This is a genomic window from Sporolactobacillus sp. KGMB 08714, assembly GCF_036598985.1.
In the GTDB taxonomy this organism is placed as follows: Bacteria; Bacillota; Bacilli; order Bacillales; family Sporolactobacillaceae; genus Sporolactobacillus.
Genome location: NZ_JAUUBW010000009.1, coordinates 65,126 through 89,227, shown reverse-complemented (window position 1 = coordinate 89,227; position 24,102 = coordinate 65,126). Strand labels below are relative to the sequence as shown.

Sequence of the window (24,102 nt, the reverse complement as noted above, 5' to 3'; positions counted from 1 at the left end):
GCACAACCGCTCCGTCTTTTTGCTCCTTGCTGTCGCCCAAGGCCGTTCACAATTTGAAAGCATTTTCATTTCTTTCTTCAGTATGAAATGTTAAAATGGTTTTGAACTTTTCAGGCAGGGAGGACAGAGATGCGGAATCCTTATCTATCCATTTTCTCAACACATGACTTGCCCAGTAAAACAAAGGAATTAGAAAATTTGTGGGATATGTATGTTGTAAAATGTCGAGAAGAGGCTATATTGGATAAGATCAGAGAAAGTGTTTTGCATTCCTGGAGACGTTGTCATCATGCAGGCGTCGATCCTGCACAGTTGCGAACAAAGCAGATATTAACTGATCAAGAGTTGAACCATTTGCTGAAAACATCGGAGATCTATTGGGTGGCAAAGCCGATTATCGATGAATTATTTTATAAAATGTCAGGAACAGGCCATCTGATCACGTTGTCTGATCAAAATGGCCGAATTATTTATTTAAAAGGCGATCCGCCGACAATTCGCAGAGCCGAAAAAATGAATTTTGCTGCCGGTATGGACTGGAGCGAAAGTACTGCGGGCACAAATGCAATTGGCACGAGTATTGTCACGAAGGGCCCGATTCAGATTTTTTCCGCCGAGCATTTTTGCCACGGCTGCCATCCCTGGTCATGCTCCTCCGCACCTATCTTTCATCCTGTTACACAAGAAATCATCGGAACCATTGATTTCACAGGAATTTGGGCCCACGCTCAGCCTCACACATTAGGGCTGGCAGTATCGATAGCTCAAGTGATCGAAACAAAGCTGGCGGAAAGCTACCTGGAAAAAACCTGTCATCTTGTAGAAACTTTTTTCCGCTCAGCTGATAAATGGAAAACCGATCATGTTTTGGTGCTTAACCACGACTTTTTTGTTGTTAAAAGCAGTGAAAAGCTGGCTCACTTTTTCAAACTATCCCCCGCCTCAAAGTTATCTAACCATCCTGATTTTCAGTCCTTAATCAAGGACTATATACGTGCACCGGATTCCAGCTCAAATCTTGTCGCGAATGCATGCTTAATTCAAAATTTTCTGGTCGTCGATATTGAACCCATTTATTTTCATAAGGTTCTTGCCGGTTATTTGATTGTATTAAAAGACGCTGATATCGGAAGAACATCTGAATCTCCATCAGAAATCCCCGCGCAGGCCGGACCTTGGGCTGAGGTGATTGGGCATTCAAAATCTTTTGCGGCGGCAATAAATAAATGCCGCAAGACCGCTTCATCGAATGTGCCGATTATTGTATTAGGCGAAAGCGGCACCGGGAAGGAAAAAATCGCACGGACCATTCACCGATCAAGCAACAAAAACCGTAAACCGTTTTTGGCTATTAACTGCGGTGCGATCCCAAAAGAGTTAGTAAGCAGTGAACTGTTCGGGTATGAACGGGGGACATTCACCGGTGGCATGGCAGGAGGGAAAAAGGGGATCTTCGAAGAAGCAAACGGAGGCACTCTCTTTTTGGATGAAATCGGTGAAATGCCGCTTGACTCACAAATTCACCTGCTCAGAGTTCTTCAAGAGAAAGAAGTCACCAGACTAGGATCTTCTCAACCTATCCCAGTAGATGTCAGGATCATCGCCGCAACGAACAAAAACTTGCTCGCCCTTTGTAAAAAGGGCGAGTTTCGTAAAGATTTATTTTATCGTCTTAATGTCGTGTCGGTAACCATTCCGCCTCTCCGTGAACGAAAAGATGATATTTTACCGATCACAAATTATTTTTTAAAACAATTCGTTGAAAAATATGAACGAACCAGCCTGTCACTTTCGGATCATGCGTTGTCATTTTTTTTAGATTACTCATGGCCGGGCAACATTAGAGAGCTGCAAAATGTTCTGGAACACGCTGTTATTTTCAGCGAATCTTCTTTCATAGAAATGGAGCATTTGCCCAGTTATTTAATAGAATGCGGGAATCATTTATCTGCGGACGATGCAGCGGCGAATATGCCTCCGTTAGATGCGGAAGAGAAAAAAATACTGCTTCAGCTTTTAGAAGAGAGCGGCTGGAACATATCGGCGGTCGCTAAAAAAATGAACATCGCTCGCTCCACTCTGTATCGAAAGCTAAAGAAATACCGGCTCAGACTCAGATAACGCTGATATTAAAAAATCGGCGGAAAAGCCATCTGAAGAACTTATACGGACAGCTTTTGGAAAATGCCGATGAGAGGACAGCCAAATCATCTGACCATGCCTTTGACGAAATTAAAATCATAAAATGCTCATCTTGCCTGCCTATTCTTTAACGGCAGGCATTTTTATGTCAGCGTATCACACTCACATGAAAGAACTTCCGAATCGATATCCCGACAAATCAGAATTCTCCAAAAGCCTTGAAGCTGGAAATTATTTCTAGTCACCATTTATTTTAAAAAACGACAACAATTGAAAACTACTGATGCCTAGCAGATCGAAGGCCCTTCCAGCGCCAAAAAGGATCTGCGTGTCAATACTGTGAAGACCTTATTTCTTTATAATTTTATTTATATTGTAATAATGAAGTAATACACAATTGGTAAAATTAGACTGAATTAGATTATGAAAAGAGGAAATGGTATGTGCAGACAGGAGAAGACACTAAAGGAATGGCTAATAGGGCAGATTAAACAGTTACCTGAAGACGGATTAAAATACATTGAGAAGTCATTAATTGACTACATGAAAAATAAGATTCAAAAATAAATGAATATGACATACCCTGTTCGATATTTTTATCGGTCATTTCTTTATCTAAAGTAAAGGTAAAAATACAAAAAAAGGATCATATGAATTGATTTCTGTTATCAGATTATAAATTATTTAAAAATTTTTTCGGAGGATGCAACGGATATCGATCTAAATTCGGATGTTTTCATAAGTTCTTCCGGATCCAGATCAATTTTTGTTGGATCGATATTGACGGACTAATCGCCAGCATGATGATGTCTAACTGCACGATAAAAGTATGCACGGCACCATCTTTGACTAAAACTGATGGCTTGTGGGCGTGCACTTCGTCAATTTCACCGTGACGCACAATTGGGATAGAAATATCAAAAGCAGATTATTCGATGATCGAACAGCGTAAAGAATACCCAAAATAGTGAATATGCATCAATTATCTGGCTTCTAACTTAATTAGAGAAAAAAGTGCATCCCATTTGGATGCACATCTTCACTTTGCCCATGATTCAATGGGTGCCATTGTCTTTGTTTCGGCAGCCATGCAATACCACAATTTTTGGTTTTTCTGGGGTGCTTCGATGTCCTGCAAGAGCATCGCAGGACATGGCACATTGCTCATACCGAGTATTGCGGCTAATCATTTTGTATTTTTAACCGCCTTTTCGGACGGCTTGTTCGATTGTGAAGCGTACCGTTGCGACGGATCTGCCGGATTTCACCGGTGCATACGAAATTTTGAAATGACCGGTCTCGTTGATCTCATCAACTGCCGGATCGATGACACGGCGCTTTAAGTCAACCCAGCGTTCCAGCTTTCCATCACCCACATCCATTAGATAGCGCAACTGTTCCAATGTCAGCGGCAGCTCATGAAACTTCTCGTGGATTCGTAAGACCTCATACAGCCGTGAACTGTATTTGCTCTTCAGATGCACATCGCCCTGTGCTCTCTCATAGTCAGAGGTCTGAAATCGATCGTGCAGACTCGTGATGTAAGGATAAAGCACCGGGCTCAGTATGACAACAAACTCGGCAGTTTTCTGATCATAAATTGCGTCATCGATCCAGCTTGTCAGTAATTCCCGGCTCTCCCCCTCTGCCTGCCGTATCCAAAATGAATGATTACTGATCTTCCGCAGGATGTCTTTCAGAAGATCAGGGTCATCAGGCAGATCGGACGATTTCAACGAAACACTCTTCGGCTGAAATCGGACATAAGGATGATCCGTTTGAACGGTGCAATATTTAATCAAGTAAAAAAGCATCCGATTTTCTTCAAGACTGCCAATTCTTTGATGCGTTTCTTTAAATAGTTTATTTGCTTTTATTGACCAGTAAACTCTGTCTTTTATCGGTTTCATGATTAGTTTGTCACTTTGGCTCATTTGTTGATGATACATATATATTGCCGCCTTTACTGTTTCATGATAAGATTTAAAAGTGACATAAAATATAAATTTAGAATATACGTCACTTTTCAACTTTGTTGGGGGAGGTGGTTTATTCATGTATTTGGCCTGGAAAGAAATCCGGCGCAGCAAGGGCCGGTTCTTCTTTATGATGGTTATTATTGCACTGCTCGCTTATCTTGTCTTTTTCGTCTCCGGATTGGCCAATGGTCTCTCAAAAGATAACGCTTCGGCTATTGAAAAATACAGCAATGAGACGTTTATCTTGCAAAAAGACGCCGATCAAAGGATCAGCCGTTCCGCACTTTCAACAGACACAGTGGACCGGCTGAGAGATAAGCTCGGCAGCGGCAACGCAACGATCCTGAATATCCTGAACACGACGGTCAATCGAAGCGGAAAGCAAGAGAAAATCGATCTGACGCTATTCAGCCTCGACGCCGGCCGATCATTCCGGCCATCGCTGACTGCCGGCAAGTATCCGGCAAATCATTCTACTGTTGATCTTATCATAGATCAGTCCATTGAGCGAAGCGGCATTCATCTTCACGATACCATCAAAGACCAGCAAAGCGGTCTCACTTTCAAAGTCGTCAGATTCACAAAAAATGCGACTTTTTCGCATATGCCGGTCGCCTATCTGAATCAAAACCAATGGGCATTGCTCATGAACAAAGATGGGTTTTCTGCTGACCAGGCCGTCCATTCCGCCGTGATGACACCCTTTTCCGTTCAGAAAACAAATCGGCTGATTCATCATATCGGCTTGGAACAGACCGTCACAAGTGTATCTTTAGCGCATGTCGTTGAATCTTTACCCGGATACTCAGAGGAACAAGGGTCACTGGATATGATGATCAGCTTTCTGTTTATCATTTCTGTTTTTATTCTCGGCGTTTTCTTTTATATTATTACGGCACAGAAAGATATTCAGTTCGGTATTTTGAAAGCGATCGGTACGGATACGGGCTATCTCGTACGCAGCCTGATTTTTCAAACACTGATGATGCTATTGATCAGTCTGGCTGTCAGTCTGCTGCTGACCTATCTGACAACAATCATTCTCCCGTCCGGAATGCCCTTCTCACTTGCCCCCGGCACCATTACCGGTCGACTGGCCGGATTTATCGGCATCAGCATTGTGAGTATCCTATTATCCATCCGGCAGGTCATAAAAGTCAATGCCCTTAAGGCTATTGAGGGGAGGTAATCAGTGTATGGAGACCATTCTGTCATTTAATCATGTAGACAAGGTTTACAAGGATGGCGACACGACACTTGATGTTCTGAAAGATATCAGTCTTGAAATAAAAAAAGGCGAGTTTGTTGGATTGGTCGGTCCCTCAGGCGCCGGTAAAAGTACTCTTCTGTCTCTTGCCGGGGCACTGATTGCTCCTTCGCGCGGACAGATTCTTCTTAACGGGAAGGCGATCGCTTCAATGAGGGCGAAAGAACGGACCGCACTGCGCCTGAAATCAATTGGTTTTATCTTCCAGAGCGCCCATCTGGTCCCTTATCTTAACGTCCAGGAACAGTTGATCTTCATTTCCAGACTTCAGGGCAATTCGAAAAATCAGTCGGTCCGCCTGGCGAATGAACTGCTAGAAAAAATGGGACTTGCCGACCGTGTACGCCATTTTCCAGAACAACTTTCCGGCGGTGAAAAGCAACGGGTAGCCATTGCCCGGGCGATGATTAATCAGCCCGATCTGATTCTCGCCGATGAGCCAACAGCCAGTCTTGATTATAAACGAGCGAAAGCGGTGATTCATTGGCTGAGCCGTGAAGTTAAAGATCAAGAGAAGGGGGCACTGATGGTCACTCATGACTCGCGGATGCTCGACTTTTGCGATCATGTGATTCAGCTGGAAGACGGCAGGATCCATACAAATCCCGGGGCATGAACAATGTTGATTGAACGGCTATATTCTCACTTTTAAGCTCCTCTGTATTAATCCGCGGCTTTCCTCCCCAATGATAAAAAAAGGCTTACACTGTATTGAAAAGATAACTTCCGTACGGAACGGGGCCACTGAAAAAGTCCTTTAAAAATATAGCACATCATTTTTCACATGGAGTGAAAGGATGGTGCTTTTTTTCTGTATAGTTTTGACGCTGACATTACTTTCAACTTTCTCGGATATGCTTTCTTTGATCTCATGAACATATCAGTCATGCATTGTTCGAAGTCATCCTGATTCATCCAATTGTTGTACTCGCTGCTTATCCAATATACTTTTCCGCTTCCCCGTCTCGAAGAATAAGTAAAAAAAATAGACCCTGACCGGGTCTGAAAATGATTCTTTGATGGGGTATTGGGGGTATTAAATAGCCCAGCTAATAGAACACAACAAGGGATATCATTTAATATCCGTGCCGACCTTTACCACTGTACTTATGCTTTTTTATCGAATCGCCTAAGCCTTTAGAACACGTAACGCAAAATGTGATCAACTCATAAACATAGCTGAATTCATTTATTTCTCTTTATCGGGGAGTTCTTCTGCCCATTTATTGATATTTTTGCGCGCCGCTTTCTGATTGACAAGAGCCCACGTATAAGAAAAATAGTTTTTCCATATTTTATCAGTAGAGGCCATTGGTATTGCTCGATTTGAGGAGAGATCGTTCGATCCGGCTTCAAAAGATTGGCCAACAGATCCAACCCAAAAGCAGAAAAAATTGTTACGGTTACTTCCCCATTTTCATCAACTACCCAATTATATTGATTAGGGTTGAAAAATATGGAAATATCTTTTTCTATTTCGTTGAGAGCTCTTCTCTGTTGCAGAACATAGAGCTGCATTCTTGTTCATTTGGTAGATAAAGTGAAAAGTAGCAGTCTTGTAAAAACAATGGAAACGTACCTGCAAATTTTTGACCTGAATCAATGTCAAAATTATCCGGTCTGGAATATACGTATGCGTGGCTGATTAAATCTCTCAGATGTGCAAAAAAACCGGGAACTTTTGTAAAGATAGACAGGTAGCGAGCGTATTTGCCTTTTATATGTGTCAACAGCGTCACGCACTTTCATAGAACGAACAGTTGTTGCATTTAAAGAGCGGTCTGCTTTATCAATAAAGCGTATCGGCCCCACCTTTAAAAGGAGCGCTATTTGATAGCTTACCTTATGTCGTCATCTGCCCTTTTAAAAGTCTCTTTTTTCTTAAAAGACGGTTTTATCTCGGAAAGCAAAACAGATGCCAAAATGAGTACAGCTCCCAGAATCATGCGAGCCGTTACTAACTCGTGCAAAAATATTATCGAAAACAGCATTCCGAAAAAGGACTCCATTGATAAAATAATCGCCGCTCTGATCGATGTTGTGTAGCTCTGTGCAATGTTTTGCAGGAGATAAGCAATGGCCGTTGAAAAGACTGCCAAATAAAAAATGGATAACATTCCTGTTTTCTCAAGTACAGTCGGGGTGCCTCCTGTAAGGAACATGGTCAGAACACTGAGCAGAGAAGCTGTTACAAACTGTACAATGGTTAGCGTAATTGAATCTTCCTCATGCACAAAGATATTGGTGAAAAAGATTTCAAAAGCAAAGGCTGCTGCACAGGCAAGCGACAGCACATCACCGATATTCACTGTCAGCGAATTCTGCAGAGACATAAAGCCAATCCCGACAAGCGCCATCATCGAGCCGAGCATCTCATAGCGATCGATTCTGCGCCGGTAAATCAAAAATGCAATAATGGGAACAATGACGACATTCACGGCGGTTAGAAAAGCATTTTTCGAAGGAGTCGTATATTGCAGACCGACTGTTTGCAAAATAAAACCCGTGTAGACGCAGGTTCCTAATAGAGCGCCCTTCCACAGCACCGAGCGACTTATTTTTTTTACCTTGCGGTAAAATGCGATGATGATGAGAAAAGTTGCTAAAACGAATCTTCCGGCCATCGTTTGATAGGGATTGAAAAACTTCAGCGCAATATCCGTCACTACGAACCCGCTTCCCCAAATACTTGCCGTGACGAGCATCATGCCATCACCCAAATATTTTTTCATTCGTATTCTCCCTTTTAAAATCGCACGCAAAAAAATAATAGTTTGATAAAAATATATTTTCGCTCAAACTATTATTTCCCACTGGTTATCAGACAGTTAAAATCAATCGGAGTATCTAATATTTATCCAAATACTTGCCGAGATCAGGCACACACCTACCCAGAATCCCAGACCGATGGCTTCTCCTAAAATCAACCAGCCCAGCAGCGTCCCCACTAAAGGCTGGAACACGAAAAATAATCCCGAGCTGGCGGCATTCATTAATTGTAAACCTCGATTCCACATCACAAAAGCAACTGCCGTTGAAATCACACCTAAATATAAAAGGCAAAAGATGACAGCCGGTTGCATGAGATAATGCCAATGTACTGCAGACCGTTGAATGAAAACAATTGGCGACAGGCAAACGATAGCGGTTGCCGTTGCCAGGGTTGTCACCTGTACAGGTGCATATTTGCCGGGAACTAATTTAATCAGCACTGACATTAACGCCCACGTCAGCGCGGCAATCACTAAGGAGACTGCACCCAGTAATTTTTCTATGCCAATGGCGTGAACACCGACAATCATCAGTACCCCAATCGTCGCCAGAGCGACCGAACCGATTTTAACCCAAGTTAGACGCTCTTTTAATAGCCACCACGCAAATAAAACCATGAATGTCGGGGTCGCCGCTGTAATGACGGCCCCTAATTGAGCGGAGGACAGCCAGGTGCCGGTTTCCTGCGTCACAATAGAAAGCGCATTACCAATTACACCAATTAGAATGATTAAAGGTAAATCTTTTCGTTTCACACGCCAGTCGACACGTTGCAGGAAACCAATGATAAACAAAGCGACGATTGCGATTAAATAGCGTAGCCAGACTAATTCAATGGGGGGAATAAATTCCACCACAACTTTGACCACGATAAACATACCGCCCCAGATGCCGGCGGCAGTGCTTAATAATAACGCACCAAAAATCTTATTTTTTTTCATTTATTCTTATCTCCGTATTCGTAATTTATAAATGCATGGTTACGAATTTAACGGAGAGCGGCTCTCCGCTAAATTAACGGAGAACCGGAACATCACATTCGGTTGCCGGTGCATAAATCATGGGTTATGCCTCCCTTGCAGTTTTATCATTGGAAATAACTATATCATGTATCCAAGTATTTTTCGATAGCCAACGATTAGTCTCAGTGTTATCTTGCTCAAATACTTTGTTTAATTTTTGTCTCGAGTAGTCTGAATGATAAGGATCCGCTGCTCACTGTGCTGGAATTCAGATAAAATGAATTTTTCCCATGGAATAATATATATCAATGAAATCAAAAATTCCTAACAGAAAAAAAGAAACGGAACAATAGCCTAAATTATCATCCAGCGGTCTCCAGCTGACTGGTCAAGCGATTTTTATCAGATATTTCAATCTTATTTATGATCATGTAAATTTTTAACTGCTGAGCGACGCAGAGATCATAACAATCGCTAGAGAAAAAGAAAGGAATTTAAACGAGAAGCTGAAAATAACATACAAAATTGCAGACTGAGGTGACAACGTTGAATAAAACACTCGGAGAAATTGCGCGGATAACGGCACAGCTGAATCTTTATTTGTCAAAGTGATTTTTCTCGGTACATCTAGGCCGGGTGCAAAAACTCTCAGTGAATTGCATTTTAATATAAATGAACCCGGTTGTACGATAGGAGACGCCATCTGGGCCGCTTTAAGGGACCCCCATTAGATAAAAACGTAATTTTGTCAGCTGTCAATTACTATTTCCATTCCAGCTTGAGCTGCCGTAACACAATAGAAATACCCCACAATTGTTTTGCAATAATCCCCCTTTGGCTGACACAGATGAACTATCAAAAATTCTTCTGTCGTCTACGGGGGGATTTTGAGAGTATTACCAAGATATTCAGCAGCAGAGACATTCGATATCAAAAACCGATACAGACTGGGTAACCAATCGCTGCGCGCTTTTAGCAAACAGCAAAACATTGTCAATCACACACGAGTCCATTAACCCCGCCAGCAGCCGCTTTCGATCGCAGATGTAATCGTTTGTACGCCCGCTTCACCATTCAGGCGAAATGTATCAAACCAATTTTCGGCACTTTAATACCATTACTCAAATGGGAATATTCCATACTTTTCGCCTCACTGCTAATAAATTTGAAGAAACCGCAGCGAAGAATAGTTACTCAAATGGGAACTTCATTCCCCAGGCATTACGGACACCGTCCATGATATGGCTGACGTCGTGAGATAATTCCAATTGACCGTCATCGTGGCCTGCCTCAATGTAACGTTGCATATCTCTCACTTCATATATTAATGCTTCATCAGAATTGCCCGCAGTAATTGTTTCCGATGCGGACTGATGGGCATCTTCAGTATAGGTAACCTTTGCTTCGGTTGCACGCGGATAATTGTCAATTTCCACATAACCCTTTGTGCCAGAAATAACGCCGCGCTTTGGCTGCCTAGCCCGCAGAGAGAGTGCCATTACAGCCAACTGTTCCTGCGCATTCTTAAGGATAATACCCGATTGTTCATCGACTCCAGTTTCAAAGAATTTTCCAGTGGTCAACGTTACGTTAGGCTGCGACGCTAGAAACGAACGTGCAAATACGGTCGCATAGCCACCAATATCAAGCAGGGCGCCGCCCGCAAGACTCTTATTGAAGAAGCGATTTTTCGGGTCATAATTCTTTAAGCTACCAAAATTAACCTGAACCAGATGAATGTCACCAAGTTTTCTCCGCTCAATTAAGTCTTTGACCTTTTGGTAAATTGGCATGTGGAGCAGTGTCAGTCCTTCGGTCAAAATCAGACCCTTGTCGTGCGCTAATTGCTGAACCTCATCAAATTGCTTCGCATTGACTGTGATCGCCTTTTCTGCAAAAACATGCTTTCCGGCGTTCAGAGCCTTTTTAATGTATGAATAGTGAAATGTATGCGGCGTTGCAATATAAATAATATCAACATTAGGATCGTTAATCATTTCATCGGCATTATTATACGTATGTGCAATGTTCTTTTCAGCCGCAAACTTTTTGAGCCTATCCGGATTGATGTCGGCAACAGCGTAAATGGACCCATTCACACTGTTCAAGGCATCTGCCATTTCATGTGCAATCCACCCTGTTCCAATCATACCCCAATTATATTTTTTCATGTCATTCATCCTTCCTTAAAGTTCGAACAGAACCATTTTCGGTTTCTGCAAGAACAGTTGATGCGAGTCCCTTAAAGTAAGAAGTTCCAACAACACCGTTCACTAGTGACAAAGTACGGTCAATATAGTCGATTTGAGCCCAGTTATCCGTATAACAGTCGACCAATTGGTTACCATTTCGTGTACGGATATAACCCATGTATGAAGTTGAAATACGACGACAGGGTTGCAAGCCGAGTTCTTTCGCTAATCTTAAGAACTGCGGAATAGCTTCATCAATGACTTCAACAGCCAGGGGTACTGAGGGGTCAAGTTGCTGGCCGATTTTTGACTCATCTGTCAAAATAACATACGCACCGGCTGCCTGCGCGTTTACTTTTTCCAAGGTATGAATGCCACCGTTACTCTTCAAGAGGTTCAGGTTTTGGTCGAGACTATCACAGCCATCAAAAGCGATATCCAATGCTTCTGGAGATTCTATGACATCTAATCCCAATTTTCGGCAATATGAAAGCGATCGTTCAGAAGGGCTACAGATACGGATGTCGCTCAGATTATCTTTCTTGATTGCCTCGGCAAGTAATTGCATGTGGTGTCCCCCGCCGAGACTGACTGTCATACCAGAATGCATCAAATCTAATGCAAGCGTTAGCTGGTTTTCCATGCCAGACACCTCCTTTCACGTTTTGGAAAATTAATTTCACGATTATATTATTACTGAAATTAATTTTTGTCAATGCAAGTCAGTTGTTCTTGCTTTACCGGATATTACGCGTTAGAATTCAGTGATAGAGGATTTCATTGACTTATTTTTTTTGAAATTCATTTGAAGGTGATTAGTTGGAAAATCGATCAAATATCATAAACTTGCTATACGGCAGTCTTCCAAAAATGTCCGATACAGATCATAAAATTGCAGAAGTTGTACTCGCAGATCCAGCCAGTATTGTTAATATGACCATCTCGGCACTTGCCCGAAAAGCCAGTGTCAGTGAGGCTTCAGTTTCACGCTTTTGTAAAAACCTTGATCTTGATGGATTTCATCAGTTGAAAATTGAATTAGCAAAAGTTGCGGAGGATAGATATAGCTACTATCAAAAGGTGAACCCTGACGACCTTCTCCAAGCTTTGAAAAATATCAGCGACAATAAGGTGGCAGAAATCGTCAATACACTCACCTCCGCCTCTACAGCAACTATCCGACAGGTATTGAATGCATTAAAAAGAGCAAATCTTATCCAAGTTGCAGCATCGGGGGGAACTTTCCCCGTTGCTGCAGATGCTGTTTATAAATTCAATCAACTTGGACTATTAGCAGTCACTGACGAACTGTGGGAGACCTCGATCGGACAAACTATGAATCTGCCGACAGGTGCGGTGCTGCTGGTTATTTCCAATTCCGGCGAAACGCGAAATTTACTCACCCAGATTGAAGTTGCCAAAAGTCGCGGGATTCTGGTCATTGCGATTACCAACCGTGCGGATTCGCCTATTGGTTTGAATGCCGATTTGCATATATTAACCGCAATTCGACAACAAATCTTTGAATCTGAGTACTACTTCTCACGGGTTGCCGCAATGGCGGCAATTGAGGCCTTGTTCCTGTTATTGCTATCGGGGGATAAAGACAATTTACAGCACATCAAGACACATGAAGAACTGATCGCACAAACAAAAATCTAATGCCATATCTTCACAACGTTGAAGATCCAACTTCCAAGTTACTAAAATCGGATCTCTTTCCGAACGATAAAAAAAACTCTCCATAATGGAGAGTTCGGAACAGAGGGATACATTAACAGTTTGGACAAAATTCATGACTTCTATACTTTTACTACAAGTACCCTAGCTGAATAGGATGACTATTTACATCAAAACTTATAATCCGAGGAGGATTGATGAAATGGATTTAGGAAATGCGGCATTAGTAACGATTGATCTGCAAAACGGGATTCTATTCGGTCTGCCATCAAAGGGTGCGCTTCTTGATAATCATGACGTACTTGCACGTAATGAACAGTTAATCCGTGCAGTTCTCGGTAAAAATAGGCCCGTGGCTGTGGTTCACGTAACTGCCCCCAGTTTCCTCAGTGTCCTTACCAAAAGCTTTTCAAAGCTTAGTATCAATCCTCAAATTTTAGAAAATCCGAATGTGAAGATTTTTGAGAAACATCAGCCCAGTGCCTATTCAATTACCGCATTTCGAGATTTTTTGAAAGAAAAACAGATTAGAACGGTTTTATTAACCGGGGTTTCCACCAATAATGGTGTGCTAAAAACGGCGCGGAATCTGGCAGAGAACGAGATTAATGTCATCACCGTAACAGATGCAACTAACGCTCGTTCTGAGGTCGAATATAACGAGGCGTTGAACGAACTTGGAACACTCGGTGAACTAGTGACGACAGCGGAGCTGCTTAATATGCTCGACAAAGAGTCAAAACCGAAGACTGATTAAGCCGGGTTCAGGGTGAGTCCGGCGCCATTTGGACACGCCGACCGATAAACGAGGTATGTTGACCGATAAACCGGGTATGTTGACCGATACACATTCCTGAAACAGGCTGTTTAACGTTTCGGTGCAAGTTCAGCTGCATTCGGTGCGGCTTTCTCACATTTCGGTGCGACTCAAACCCGATTCGGTGCGACTGATAGTTTTTCTCAGTTCCGACTCTACCTTTTTTGATTGGGTGCAGCCTCCTAAATCCGATCGACGGTTGCGCAGTACCCGTCTGCTGTTTACTTTTAAACCATAACCTGAGCGCTCTTATAGCTAATGATTTAAAAATCAATAGCACTGTCTTTATGATTATTGCAATAAACAGGGGTATTTACCTATTAAAATTTTTTATGATGCTGTTTCATCTGCCAAATTATAGATACCCTTCCATTTTTGTTTCAATGGGCTGCCTTTTACTCTTTAACAGTATGGGTCCTAGTTTTTAACTTTTTGAGACTAAACGACTACCTGCTTTAGCAGGTGGGTTCAGACATCAATGTCTGCGACTTAAAGTCGCCGTTCAAGACTGAAGTCTTCTGAAAGACCTTATGCTCATAGCACACTGAATGCTGACTGAACTCAGTCGTCAATCTTGAATATGTCGTCCTTGACTTACAGTGTGATTGAAACAGCTAAAGAAAACGGGCGATCCGTTCCACTATTTAACCTATCTCTTTGAAACAGTTTCCCAATATCGAGAAAATTATAGACGAAGCTGCAGATGCGCTTCTCCCATGATCCCAAGCGATATGGACAAACCCCCGGGCAAATTCATCGAGAAATAAAACTTGAAAAAGCTAAAGAACTAATTACCAGCACAAATTTATCTGTCAACGAGATTGGTGAAAGGCTCGGTTATACTAGTTCTTCATACTTTATGAAACAATTCAGAAGCAAATATGAAAAAACACCCCTTAAATATCGAAAACAGCATCAGCAAATTGGCTTAAAGCCAGTGGATTTAGACCCTTATTAAAAACGCCGGACACTCCATGGCTTGGGAAAAACCGCGGAGATTGGCTCGGGCGATTGCCAACGGTACGAAAAATTAAGTCAAAATTTATTTTTGTATGTCCTCCTGTAAAAAAACTGGAAGGGGGGCCTTATTTCTCATGCCAAACCCTCAATCAATTGCCAGGTCTGAATTCACTTATCTCGTCTAAATATTGCATTTTATATTGCAATTCTTAATCTAGCAACTTGCGTGCTCAAGTATGATAAGATAGCCTTTGTATCAATTTATGTCGAAATAGACAAGGTGGTGCCATTTTTGAAAAATAATTCAGAACAATCGACAAAATTCATACCCTATATTCCCGCTTCGAAATCGCTTCCCGAACTCACAATTACGGCGATTCTTCTGGGAATTATTCTTGCTGTCATTTTCGGGGCGGCTAACGCATACCTAGGCCTGCTTATCGGAATGACGATCTCTGCCTCAATTCCTGCTTCTGTTATTTCGATGGGGATCTTGCGGGGCATATTCCGAAGAGATTCAATTTTGGAGAATAATATTGTTCAGACGATGACGACATCAGGTGAAGCAATCGGTGTCGGCGCAGTCTTTACACTTCCTGCACTCTTTTTACTGCATATCAAAATCAGCTACATTATGATTTTTTCTATCGTTCTGCTTGGCGGCTTTCTCGGTATCTTGATGATGGTACCGCTTCGACGGTTACTGATCGTGCAGGAACACGGCGTGCTTCCTTATCCGGAAGGTACCGCCTGCGCCGAAGTACTAAAAACGGGAGAAGAGGGCGGCAAGAAAGCACTGCTTGTTCTTTTTGGCCTGATCACCGGCGGTCTCGTGAAAGTATTGGAAGATGGTTTTAACATTTTCAAATATGAAATTCAAACTGGAATCTCCCATTTTAAATACGCTGTTGTCGGGCTGGATGCTTACCCGTCACTGCTGGGCGTCGGCTTCATCATTGGACCGAGCATTTCCGGACAAATGCTTGCCGGTGGACTATTTGCCTGGATTGTCCTTGCCCCACTAATCGGCTTCTTTGGCGCAGACAGCCTCCACGCCATCTTCCCGGCGGTCACGGCTCTAAAAGCAATGGATACGGCTGCTATCTGGGATAATTACATTCGTTATATCGGAGCCGGTGCCGTCGCGGCCGGTGGGATTATAACATTAATCAAAACCCTGCCCACGCTATATCGAAGCTTGAGTGATACACTTAGCGGACTGTTCAAAACAACCGACAAGCACGCCGACGATCTTATTGCTAGAACCGATCGCGATCTATCAATGAGATGGGTAATTCTGGGTTCTCTTTTTTTGTTGCTTTTGGTTGCCCTTAATCCATTCGTGAAAGTCGGCTGGATGGGCGCCGTTCTGGTTGCTGTCTGCGGCTTTCTCTTTGTCACTGTCTCCTCGCGTATTGTTGGAATTGTCGGCAGTTCGTCATCACCGGTGTCCGGTATGACCATCGCAACACTGTTAATCGTCACCATCATCTATAAATTTATCGGGTATTCCGGAACAGCCGGCATTTTTATCTCCATTGGCACCGTCGCGATTATATGCACGGCATTAGCTGTTTCCAACGACATTTCACAGGACTTAAAAACCGGTTTTCTCGTCGGGGCGACACCTTGGAAACAACAAGTGGCGATGATGATCGGCGTCGTTTTCTCATCGATTACCATTGGTGCCGTCTTGTTTCTCTTGAATAGTGCCTATCATTTCGGTTCGCACGCACTCCCAGCACCCAAAGCCGTTTTAATGAAACTGATCGCCCAAGGTCTGATGCAGCAGCAGATGCCATGGGAACTGATTTTCATTGGCGCCGCTATTGCTGTCTGCGTGGAATTCATGGGTATCAATTCGCTCGTCTTTGCCGTCGGCCTTTATCTGCCGATTCACATCAGTACGCCAATCATGTGCGGAGGTATTGTTCGCTACTTTATCGATCGTTTCAGTAAAGATGATCGAATCCGGAAAAACCGGCAGGAACGCGGCACTTTAATGGCATCCGGGCTCATTGCCGGCGAATCATTAATTGGTGTCGTTATCGCTGTCTTTACTGTTTTAAATATTACGGCACCGGCCACACCGTTCTTCTCAAGCGACCTGGTCACCTTAATCGTTTTTGCTGTTCTTTGCCTCATTCTTTGGTATGTAGCAAGAGGTCCCAAAAAGGGGGTATGATTCATGGCCCGTCATTTGAATAAGCAGATAAATTTTCTCGAAATGGTGCCCGTTCTGAGGGACGGATGCCGTGTTGTTTATGAAAATGGAGCGGCAAACCTTGCCATTCCGCGGACAAGCCTATTGGAGCGCATTGCGATAAAATGGTTTAAACAAGCTAAGGAACATCACTACCGTCTGGATGCTCTCGGAGAATGTGTACTGAAGCACTGTGACGGAAACTACCGTGTGTCCGAAATCTCTGCTAAGCTAACTGAGACATTCGGCGAAGCAGCCGAACCTGTCGTTCCGCGACTGCTCAAGTTTCTGCAAGAGCTCGACGCACATGACCTTGTCACGCTGCATATCAAATAAAATGTGAAAACAATTCAGAGAGACTGCTCAAAAGCGGCCTCTCTTTTAAAATTTAAATAGTTTCGTTCTCTGGCTAAGATAAATTCCACGAGCCGTGACAGCATGACGTACTACCTGAATTTAGAAAGTCAATCAGCAAATTAATTTTTTAAACGAGTTTCCGTCTCTGCTAAAAATTTTGTTAATGCGGCATTAATATCGGCATTCATGCGATCGGCCCATACAAATAGCCGCCAGATACTTCACACTCCAAGCTTATGTCCTAATTCAGCCGGGGGTATCTCTGCTTACGGGCCAATGAGCCTGCTGAGACGGTGGGAGTCGAACATAAATCGTCAAGCGCCTATCCATGTTTCAAGCTGCATTGACTAATTTACTCCTCAAAAGAAGAATTGCATGGGAGTTTACTAATTTTGTTCTAGAGTGTTCTGAATGACAAGGATCCACAAGTAACCGTGCTGAAATTCGGATAAGGTAAATTTTTAATTGAACAACCATAAAAAAGCGTTGAACAATCATTTCTTTTCGCTTCATTGATCATTCTTCTTTGAATACTATGTCATTGTACAAGATGGCGAATAAAGGGTATCTTAATCGCTGGACATGCTTATACTATAATTGCCCAACCTATTCTTTATCCCCTCGTATGATCCCCGTGCCTCAGCATGGGGATCATTATTTATTTAAAGCGGCATCTTTTCATGTTGCAGTATAGAAATATTTTTGCATAAAAAAATTGCATGGTTTTCTATTTTCGTATTTTGATTGCGCAGGAGGAAACTTTTGACTCCCATCCTCTTAGTGGAGTAGCCTAGGAAACTTTCACTGCATCGAACATCAAGAAAAATTCATTTTGCATGCAGCAATAGGGTATTTTCCCATCACCTTTTGAAGGCGTTAAGAAAATGAGATTTTGGAAAATTGAACTGTTGGATAATCCTTATGAAATCTTGGCATTGTTAAAATTATTGCATGAGTTGCCTATTAACTGCTTAAAAATTGGCGGTTTAATTACGGCTTAGATAAAGTAGTGTGACAAACATAATAGAATTTTTAAAAATTGGAATCTATTATAAAACTACACTTCGTTTCTCTTAACTCTTCATTTAAGGCTGCCCTGTAGGGGCCTTTTTTGTGTATTTTTACAAATTATTTTTATGATTTTTCTACGTGATTAACGTTCATGGGTGAGTCTAAAGATGTTGAGTAAAGGCTAATCCGTATGCTTTTCCCCAATAGGATTTATTGTATTCATAAAATAAAGATACCTTTCGGGGAATTGCTTTTTCAATCATCGGTATTAAGAACGATTCAGCTTGTATCTGACTGACATTATTTATAATACTTATGTTCAAATTCGGTCCAGGATTTGGAGAATTTGTGATTCTGGAACGCTTCCTTCAGCCCGCTAATTTGCTTCAGACGGATGATCTCGTCAAGCTCCATTCCCAAATTCCGACTGATTTTTTCATCGCTCCAACCCATTTTACTGAGAGTGATCACGATGTTGCTCATGGAGCGGATTTGGTGCGTCCCTCTCGCCCGATTATGCCGGATGGTCGAACCGATGCGCTCGTCCAGTGGTTTGGATATGACGGAAAGGGGAAGATAGCCGAACATCCTTTTGGCGATATCCGGATAATTCGTTCCAATCCGGTCGCGGTGAAAGCCATCGGTGACTTCATATTGGCCGTCACCGAGATAATAAGACACGATCGGCTGTGTAAAGCCGTCTAACCGGATAGAAGTGTACAGCAAATTCATTTCAGCAGATGCAACTTTGTTTGGATTATAATCGTTTGCATGCACGTTTCCAGCAGGGATCCATTGTACCAAGTCGACCGGTTCGGAGAAGGGAGAGAGTTCGTTCACAACTCTTCGTACGCGGTTCAGGGCCTGTACTTTCTCATGCAACCCCATGGGCGCCAAAATCCGTTTGAGCTGGCCAAGGCAATTTTCAAGATCTGGATTGAGCTTTCTGCAGGTATTGTGATGGACGTTCATGGAGTACCTCCTTATTCGTACACAGAAACCAATAATTTTTGGTTGTCCGATAAATCCTGAATCCTTGTTTGATGTAATAATTCTTGATAAACGCAAGATTGGTCGAGGTCTTAATCGGCCAGCCAAGTTCGCGGCAATATTCGAAACGAATGTCCGTCAGTGCTTTAAAAAGTCCTTTTCTCCGATAACGCGGTTCGACCCATTCTGTAGTAAAAAGAACGTATTCCCCTGGAAACTCCAGAGAGGAGAAGGCAATAACCTGCCTATCTCGTTCCATGGTGAACCAGACCTTTTCTCGCTTGTTTCGTAGATAGGGCATCCGCCGGATATATTTTTCCTCAGCAAAAAAGCGTCCCATTTTGGAGTAGAAAAGGGACCGATCATAATTTCCCTCGTAACACTGAATGTTGTCCATATTCATCCTCCCGTAGGGCCTCCCTCAGTTTTTTATCCTTGATATCTTCCACCCGGAGCAAACTCCGGTATTTTCTCCGCAGACGCAGAAGAAGTTGCACGTCAGTCTTGGTCTGGGCAAAGCCCAGTCGCCGCATCCAGAAATCATTTTTTTCGACAGCACGAGCTACTCTCCGCCAGCTCGGCACCTTTCCATGGCTCTCCAGTTTCCGGTCTGCTTCATCCGGAACTTCTTCGATACGGATTCCGTAGTGCCGTTCCCACCATCGGAAAAAGGTCTTGATTTTCAGATAGTAATGATCGCGAAGTTCTGGGGAATAAAGCCCTAAGCTCTCTAGAAGAAAGACGGCATACTGCTGCCAGTTCATCCCGGAGGGCTTTTCCGATTTCATGTTGCCGAGCAGGGAAGTTCTGGCGTAAATGTTTCCAAAATTGACGCCGTGAACGCGGTGAATCACTTTTTCCCACGTTTCAGGTTCCAGTGCACGGAACTGATCGAGGCCCTTGCGCTGATCGTCCCCATAGGGCTGACAAAGTCGCTGCTGAGAAATTTTCACGCCGTTTTTATACATCAATTCATAAATCTCGTTAAACGCAAAATCAAATTTACTCACGGCTCCCCATATGTCCTCAGTCCGCCAATCGTATAAGGGATAAAAATTGTACACGTTGCAATCTGGCTCCGAGGTATGTACCTTCGTCGTCCAGTTATAACCTTTGAACGTTTTTTTGGTTGTATTAATGATCGTGTTGAAACGATTGAGACTTTCATCACTTCGGATGGCGATGCCGACCGCCACTGGAACGCCCGCTTTTCTTTGAAACCACTGGCAAAATTTGTAGTCAAATTCCTCGAATTCCATCCCTTTGTGAAACCATGTCCATTCCTTTGGGTAATTGTGTTCATTGATCACGCAGTCATAGGCGGGCATAGAACGGACCCATTTGTCCTGATCATTTTCATCCCAACAGATCCAAGTCGGCTGGATAACTGAAACTGCGTTACGTAACGAGAGGGGCATGCAGCACCAATAGAAACGATCCACCACGTCGTTCGTCATCTTCCGCAACTGTCTAACCTGGTGGATCGTCGCTTGATACTGGCTCTCTAAGTCGATGAACATGACGCTGAATTTCCGCTTTCGCCTGCGTGCAATTTTCGCGCAAAGTTGCAGCATCACAGATGAATCTTTTCCTCCGGAGATGCAGAGATAAAAATGAGAAAAGTTGGAGAAAATTACGTTGAATCTCTCCATAGCCGCAGTCAATACATCTTTCTTCATATAAATTTTGGGAATCAGAAGCGCCTCCCTTACCGGACAGCTAAAAAAAGCTCAGTCCTGTCTTTGGGGAATCGAACCTTTTTGTACTTTCATCCCCTTTCTATTTTACCAATAATTGAATAGACGACAGCAACACAATTGTATCTATTAATAAAATTTTGGCGAATAATCTTTCACTTTGACGATCTGACTAAAGCTAGTAGATCGTTTCATAAATACCGTTAATATATTAATGCTCAGTTTGCCATGGACTCCATTTTATATTTCCAACGAAAGGGGACAGGATTTTGGTTGATTTCCTGTAAATAAAGTTCCATGCGCTGCTTTAATTCCCCTTTGGAATCCACCCGAATGTGGCGCAGGCAACTTTTACTCATTTTCGCAAAAAAGGATTCAATGATATTCAGCCATGAACCATGCGTTGGGGTGAAGACAAAATCAAATCGATTCGGTACGGTTTCCAAATAGGCACGTGTTTCTTTTGATGTGTGGGCTGAATGATTATCCAGTATGACCTGAATACGAAAATCCGGATCATAGTGCGTATCCAGTTTTTTTAAGAAGTCGACAAACTCCCGGCTGCGATGGCGATCTTCTACCGAACCGATGACTTTTCCGGTGATCAAATCAATACCTGCCAGCAGGCTGAGTGTGCCATGGCGCACATATTCTGAGTCTCGACCGATAGCCGCGTGCTTTCCGGGAACCGGCGATAAATCAGGAGCTTTATTCCCAATGGCCTGAATGCCTGGTTTCTCATCGTAAGAGAGCATCACGTCGCAAAGAGGTTTAAATTCATTATCTTCCAAGACCCATTCGACCTGTTGATACACATGCAGGACTTGAGCCATCTTGACGTCGAAATCCGGATCCCGCCGTTCTAAATAATAAGTGATTTTGTGCGGCTTGATTTCTTTTTCGGAAAGGATGCGCGAGACCGTACCCGAGCCAATCCGGGCCACGCAAGGGTTTCCTTGTGCTGCCGCGTGCTTGCGAATATGTTGGGCCAATAATCTTGTGGTCCATAATTCATAAGAATAACCCAGGTCCTTGGGTTTTTGACAGGCTAAAGAAACCATCCAGGTCTTTGCCTCTTCAGTAATCGATGCAGGGCGGCCGGAACGTTTTAAGTCATTGATGGCGGTTTGAACACCGAATTCCAGAGCTTTATCAATACAGCGATAAACCTTCGGCGTGTTTGTCTTTAATTGTTCCGCGATTTGAGGAACGCTCAGGCCCTCACTATAAAGCAGAATCATATGAGCACGCTCAACGCGTCTCAATTCTTCCGTTCGTGTTTTGGTGATTTTCTCTAAGGATTTCCTGTCTTCTTGAGTCAGCAGCAGTGCTGCTTTTTGGCGTTTGAATGGCATCGTATCCTCTCCCCAGAATCTTCTTGTTTCAAGGATACCATAAACCATCTATATAAACACTAATTTTGAAACGATCTACTAGGACACTTTACCATTAACTACTTAAAAAAAGTGTTGGTGGATACAATCAATTTTACAGGCAATCTCAAGATCGATGTCCCTGAATGAAACATTTGAATTTGTCCCCACTGAAAGGCATGCAAATGTTTAAAAGTTCGATGTTTTGTGCTAGGCTGGCGGGTGAGCCATTATAAAATCCGACGCTTTAATGACACACAGAATGGTGTTTTATTCCTCCAATCTAATTGGCAGCTGACTAATTTGATTTTACAACTGACCAATTTTATAGATGTTCAATTTTTCTATAAATCCTTAGCAATAATTCAGGCTTTCTTTTTGGCTATATTCCTTCTTAGGAAACTGCAAAGGGGGCATTGAGGCATTAATGCGCTGCATTTGATAACCCTGGTGTTGTAAATATTGAAGCAGTAATTCAAGGGATCGATAAGTCGTATCACATTCGTGAAGCAAAATAACCGGTATTTGTTTCTTCTCATCAAGTCTTTGAATTTGCTGAATCGTCCGCTGAACAAATCGTCGATCTCTATATCGCCAATCCTGGCTATCCACATTCCAATCCCACATGATAAATCCATCTTGAGTGACTGCCCTTTCATAAATACATAGCTGCCATACGGTACACGAATAAACAGTGTTGTGCAATACTTCTGACGATTTTTTGATCTTGTTTCATTTCTTCCATGAGCGACTCCTCTGAACGATAAAACTTTTTATAATCGTGGCTAATACCATGTAGTCCAATAGTGAATCCTTCCCTTACCATACGCCTGACGCTGCAGATTCATTATTCTATTGGAAAATGCTGAAGGACCGTCATCAAATGTTAAATAACAAATTCTCCTCCCATTAACAGCACTCATTTTATAAATTAAACGACCACCTGCTTAAGCAAGTGGTCGTTTAGTCATTGATTAAAGTATTTTTAAACCCGAAGCTTTAATATCTTTCTCAAAACCTAGCACCGTCTCAAGAGATACCTGTTGTGCAGATTTTCCTACATTGGTTAGTTTCTTAATAATTGTCGGAGGAACTGTGATAATATCTACACCTAATCTTTGTGCTTGAAAAATATTCAGCACTTCTCGTGTGCTTGCCCATAACAGATTAGCTTCAGGGTGTTCTTTCACAATACTTACACTTTGTTGAACGAACTCTGTAGGATCAACCCCTGTGTCTGCTACTCGACCTACAAAAATTGACACAATGTTTTTTGTTCCTGGTGCAAAAGCCGCCACTGTTTCTTTAACCTGAGCTATTGTAGCAATAGCTGTGACATTGATTGAAATACCCTTATCTGATAATTTATGGATAAGTGGAGCCGTACTTTTACCATCGGTCGTGATAATTGGAATTTTTACATATACATTTTTTCCAAGAGAATGAAGTAATTCTGCTTCTTTCAGCATTGCCGCTTGGCTATTACTAAAAACTTCAAAAGAGATGGAATAATCCGGAAATTCAGCAACGACTTGCTTGGCGAATGTTAAATAGTCAGTAATACCTGCTCGTTTCATTAATGAAGGATTCGTTGTAAAACCTGAAACAAAATCGTTCTTTGCAACTTCACGCATATCTGCAATATCAGCACCATCAGAATAAATTTGGATCTTAAAATTTAGTTTACCAGCCATTTTAAA

The 24,102-nt window shown here is 42.6% G+C and carries 22 protein-coding genes; 8 read left to right on the top strand and 14 right to left on the bottom strand.

What is annotated here, in order from left to right; genetic code table 11:
- Nucleotides 1-129 precede the first annotated feature (129 nt).
- A complete protein-coding gene (locus Q6A92_RS05190) occupies nt 130-2,121 on the top strand; it encodes a sigma-54-dependent Fis family transcriptional regulator (RefSeq protein ID WP_332237295.1) in 1,992 nt (663 codons plus the stop codon).
- Between the two features lie 1,220 nt (nt 2,122-3,341).
- Here Q6A92_RS05190 and Q6A92_RS05185 read toward each other — a convergent pair.
- On the bottom strand, nt 3,342-4,091 hold the full coding sequence (locus tag Q6A92_RS05185; protein WP_332237294.1) for a replication initiation protein: 750 nt from the start codon (nt 4,089-4,091) through the stop codon (nt 3,342-3,344).
- Between the two features lie 106 nt (nt 4,092-4,197).
- Between Q6A92_RS05185 and Q6A92_RS05180 the strand changes: the two genes are divergently transcribed.
- Nucleotides 4,198-5,310: an ABC transporter permease gene (locus Q6A92_RS05180; RefSeq protein ID WP_332237293.1), complete on the top strand. Its 1,113-nt coding sequence runs from the start codon at nt 4,198-4,200 to the stop codon at nt 5,308-5,310.
- A gap of 7 nt (nt 5,311-5,317) precedes the next feature.
- On the top strand, nt 5,318-6,004 hold the full coding sequence (locus Q6A92_RS05175; protein WP_332237292.1) for an ABC transporter ATP-binding protein: 687 nt from the start codon (nt 5,318-5,320) through the stop codon (nt 6,002-6,004).
- A gap of 569 nt (nt 6,005-6,573) precedes the next feature.
- Here Q6A92_RS05175 and Q6A92_RS05170 read toward each other — a convergent pair.
- The 5 genes from Q6A92_RS05170 to Q6A92_RS05150 form a co-directional block, all read right to left on the bottom strand.
- Entirely contained in the window at nt 6,574-6,906 is a 333-nt protein-coding gene (locus Q6A92_RS05170) for a hypothetical protein (protein ID WP_274401528.1), read from the bottom strand.
- A 320-nt stretch (nt 6,907-7,226) separates the two neighbouring features.
- Nucleotides 7,227-8,120: a DMT family transporter gene (locus Q6A92_RS05165; protein ID WP_332237291.1), complete on the bottom strand. Its 894-nt coding sequence runs from the start codon at nt 8,118-8,120 to the stop codon at nt 7,227-7,229.
- Between the two features lie 102 nt (nt 8,121-8,222).
- Nucleotides 8,223-9,101, bottom strand: a complete 879-nt coding sequence (locus Q6A92_RS05160; RefSeq protein ID WP_332237290.1) for a DMT family transporter — start codon at nt 9,099-9,101, stop codon at nt 8,223-8,225.
- 1,211 nt (nt 9,102-10,312) lie between these two features.
- Nucleotides 10,313-11,293, bottom strand: coding sequence for a Gfo/Idh/MocA family protein (locus Q6A92_RS05155; protein ID WP_332237289.1), 981 nt, complete (start codon nt 11,291-11,293; stop codon nt 10,313-10,315).
- A gap of 1 nt (nt 11,294) precedes the next feature.
- Nucleotides 11,295-11,957: a ribose-5-phosphate isomerase A gene (locus Q6A92_RS05150; RefSeq protein ID WP_332237288.1), complete on the bottom strand. Its 663-nt coding sequence runs from the start codon at nt 11,955-11,957 to the stop codon at nt 11,295-11,297.
- Nucleotides 11,958-12,133: 176 nt separating this feature from the next.
- Here Q6A92_RS05150 and Q6A92_RS05145 point away from each other — a divergent pair, with 176 nt between their 5' ends.
- The 5 genes from Q6A92_RS05145 (at nt 12,134) to Q6A92_RS05130 (ending at nt 17,310) form a co-directional block, all read left to right on the top strand.
- A complete protein-coding gene (locus Q6A92_RS05145; RefSeq protein ID WP_332237287.1) occupies nt 12,134-12,976 on the top strand; it encodes a MurR/RpiR family transcriptional regulator in 843 nt (280 codons plus the stop codon).
- Nucleotides 12,977-13,196: 220 nt separating this feature from the next.
- Nucleotides 13,197-13,751, top strand: a complete 555-nt coding sequence (locus tag Q6A92_RS05140; RefSeq protein ID WP_274401534.1) for an isochorismatase family cysteine hydrolase — start codon at nt 13,197-13,199, stop codon at nt 13,749-13,751.
- A gap of 763 nt (nt 13,752-14,514) precedes the next feature.
- Complete coding sequence (locus Q6A92_RS20245) at nt 14,515-14,769, top strand: helix-turn-helix domain-containing protein (protein WP_443029689.1); 255 nt, start codon at nt 14,515-14,517, stop codon at nt 14,767-14,769.
- Nucleotides 14,770-15,063: 294 nt separating this feature from the next.
- Nucleotides 15,064-16,956: an OPT family oligopeptide transporter gene (locus tag Q6A92_RS05135; RefSeq protein WP_332237286.1), complete on the top strand. Its 1,893-nt coding sequence runs from the start codon at nt 15,064-15,066 to the stop codon at nt 16,954-16,956.
- A 3-nt stretch (nt 16,957-16,959) separates the two neighbouring features.
- Nucleotides 16,960-17,310: a PqqD family protein gene (locus Q6A92_RS05130; protein WP_332237285.1), complete on the top strand. Its 351-nt coding sequence runs from the start codon at nt 16,960-16,962 to the stop codon at nt 17,308-17,310.
- A 354-nt stretch (nt 17,311-17,664) separates the two neighbouring features.
- Here Q6A92_RS05130 and Q6A92_RS05125 read toward each other — a convergent pair whose 3' ends face one another.
- The 8 genes from Q6A92_RS05125 to Q6A92_RS05095 all read right to left on the bottom strand — a co-directional run bounded on the left by Q6A92_RS05125 (nt 17,665) and on the right by Q6A92_RS05095 (nt 24,096).
- Nucleotides 17,665-17,844, bottom strand: a complete 180-nt coding sequence (locus tag Q6A92_RS05125; protein ID WP_274401537.1) for a hypothetical protein — start codon at nt 17,842-17,844, stop codon at nt 17,665-17,667.
- A gap of 798 nt (nt 17,845-18,642) precedes the next feature.
- The gene (locus Q6A92_RS05120; protein WP_274401539.1) at nt 18,643-19,314 is read right to left on the bottom strand and encodes an IbrB-like domain-containing protein; all 672 of its coding nucleotides are present in this window, start codon (nt 19,312-19,314) and stop codon (nt 18,643-18,645) included.
- Nucleotides 19,268-19,729: a GNAT family N-acetyltransferase gene (locus tag Q6A92_RS05115; RefSeq protein WP_332237284.1), complete on the bottom strand. Its 462-nt coding sequence runs from the start codon at nt 19,727-19,729 to the stop codon at nt 19,268-19,270. The genes Q6A92_RS05120 and Q6A92_RS05115 overlap by 47 nt, the downstream gene beginning before the upstream one ends.
- On the bottom strand, nt 19,695-20,984 hold the full coding sequence (locus Q6A92_RS05110; protein ID WP_274401543.1) for a DUF3440 domain-containing protein: 1,290 nt from the start codon (nt 20,982-20,984) through the stop codon (nt 19,695-19,697). The genes Q6A92_RS05115 and Q6A92_RS05110 overlap by 35 nt, the downstream gene beginning before the upstream one ends.
- 263 nt (nt 20,985-21,247) lie before the next feature.
- Complete coding sequence (locus Q6A92_RS05105; protein WP_332237283.1) at nt 21,248-22,384, bottom strand: IS630 family transposase; 1,137 nt, start codon at nt 22,382-22,384, stop codon at nt 21,248-21,250.
- A 372-nt stretch (nt 22,385-22,756) separates the two neighbouring features.
- Nucleotides 22,757-23,029 (bottom strand): hypothetical protein, encoded by a 273-nt coding sequence (locus Q6A92_RS05100; RefSeq protein ID WP_332237282.1) that lies wholly within the window; start codon nt 23,027-23,029, stop codon nt 22,757-22,759.
- 28 nt (nt 23,030-23,057) lie between these two features.
- On the bottom strand, nt 23,058-23,228 hold the full coding sequence (locus Q6A92_RS20240) for a hypothetical protein (RefSeq protein WP_443029688.1): 171 nt from the start codon (nt 23,226-23,228) through the stop codon (nt 23,058-23,060).
- A gap of 148 nt (nt 23,229-23,376) precedes the next feature.
- The gene (locus Q6A92_RS05095; RefSeq protein ID WP_332237281.1) at nt 23,377-24,096 is read right to left on the bottom strand and encodes a transaldolase; all 720 of its coding nucleotides are present in this window, start codon (nt 24,094-24,096) and stop codon (nt 23,377-23,379) included.
- Nucleotides 24,097-24,102: the final 6 nt, after the last annotated feature.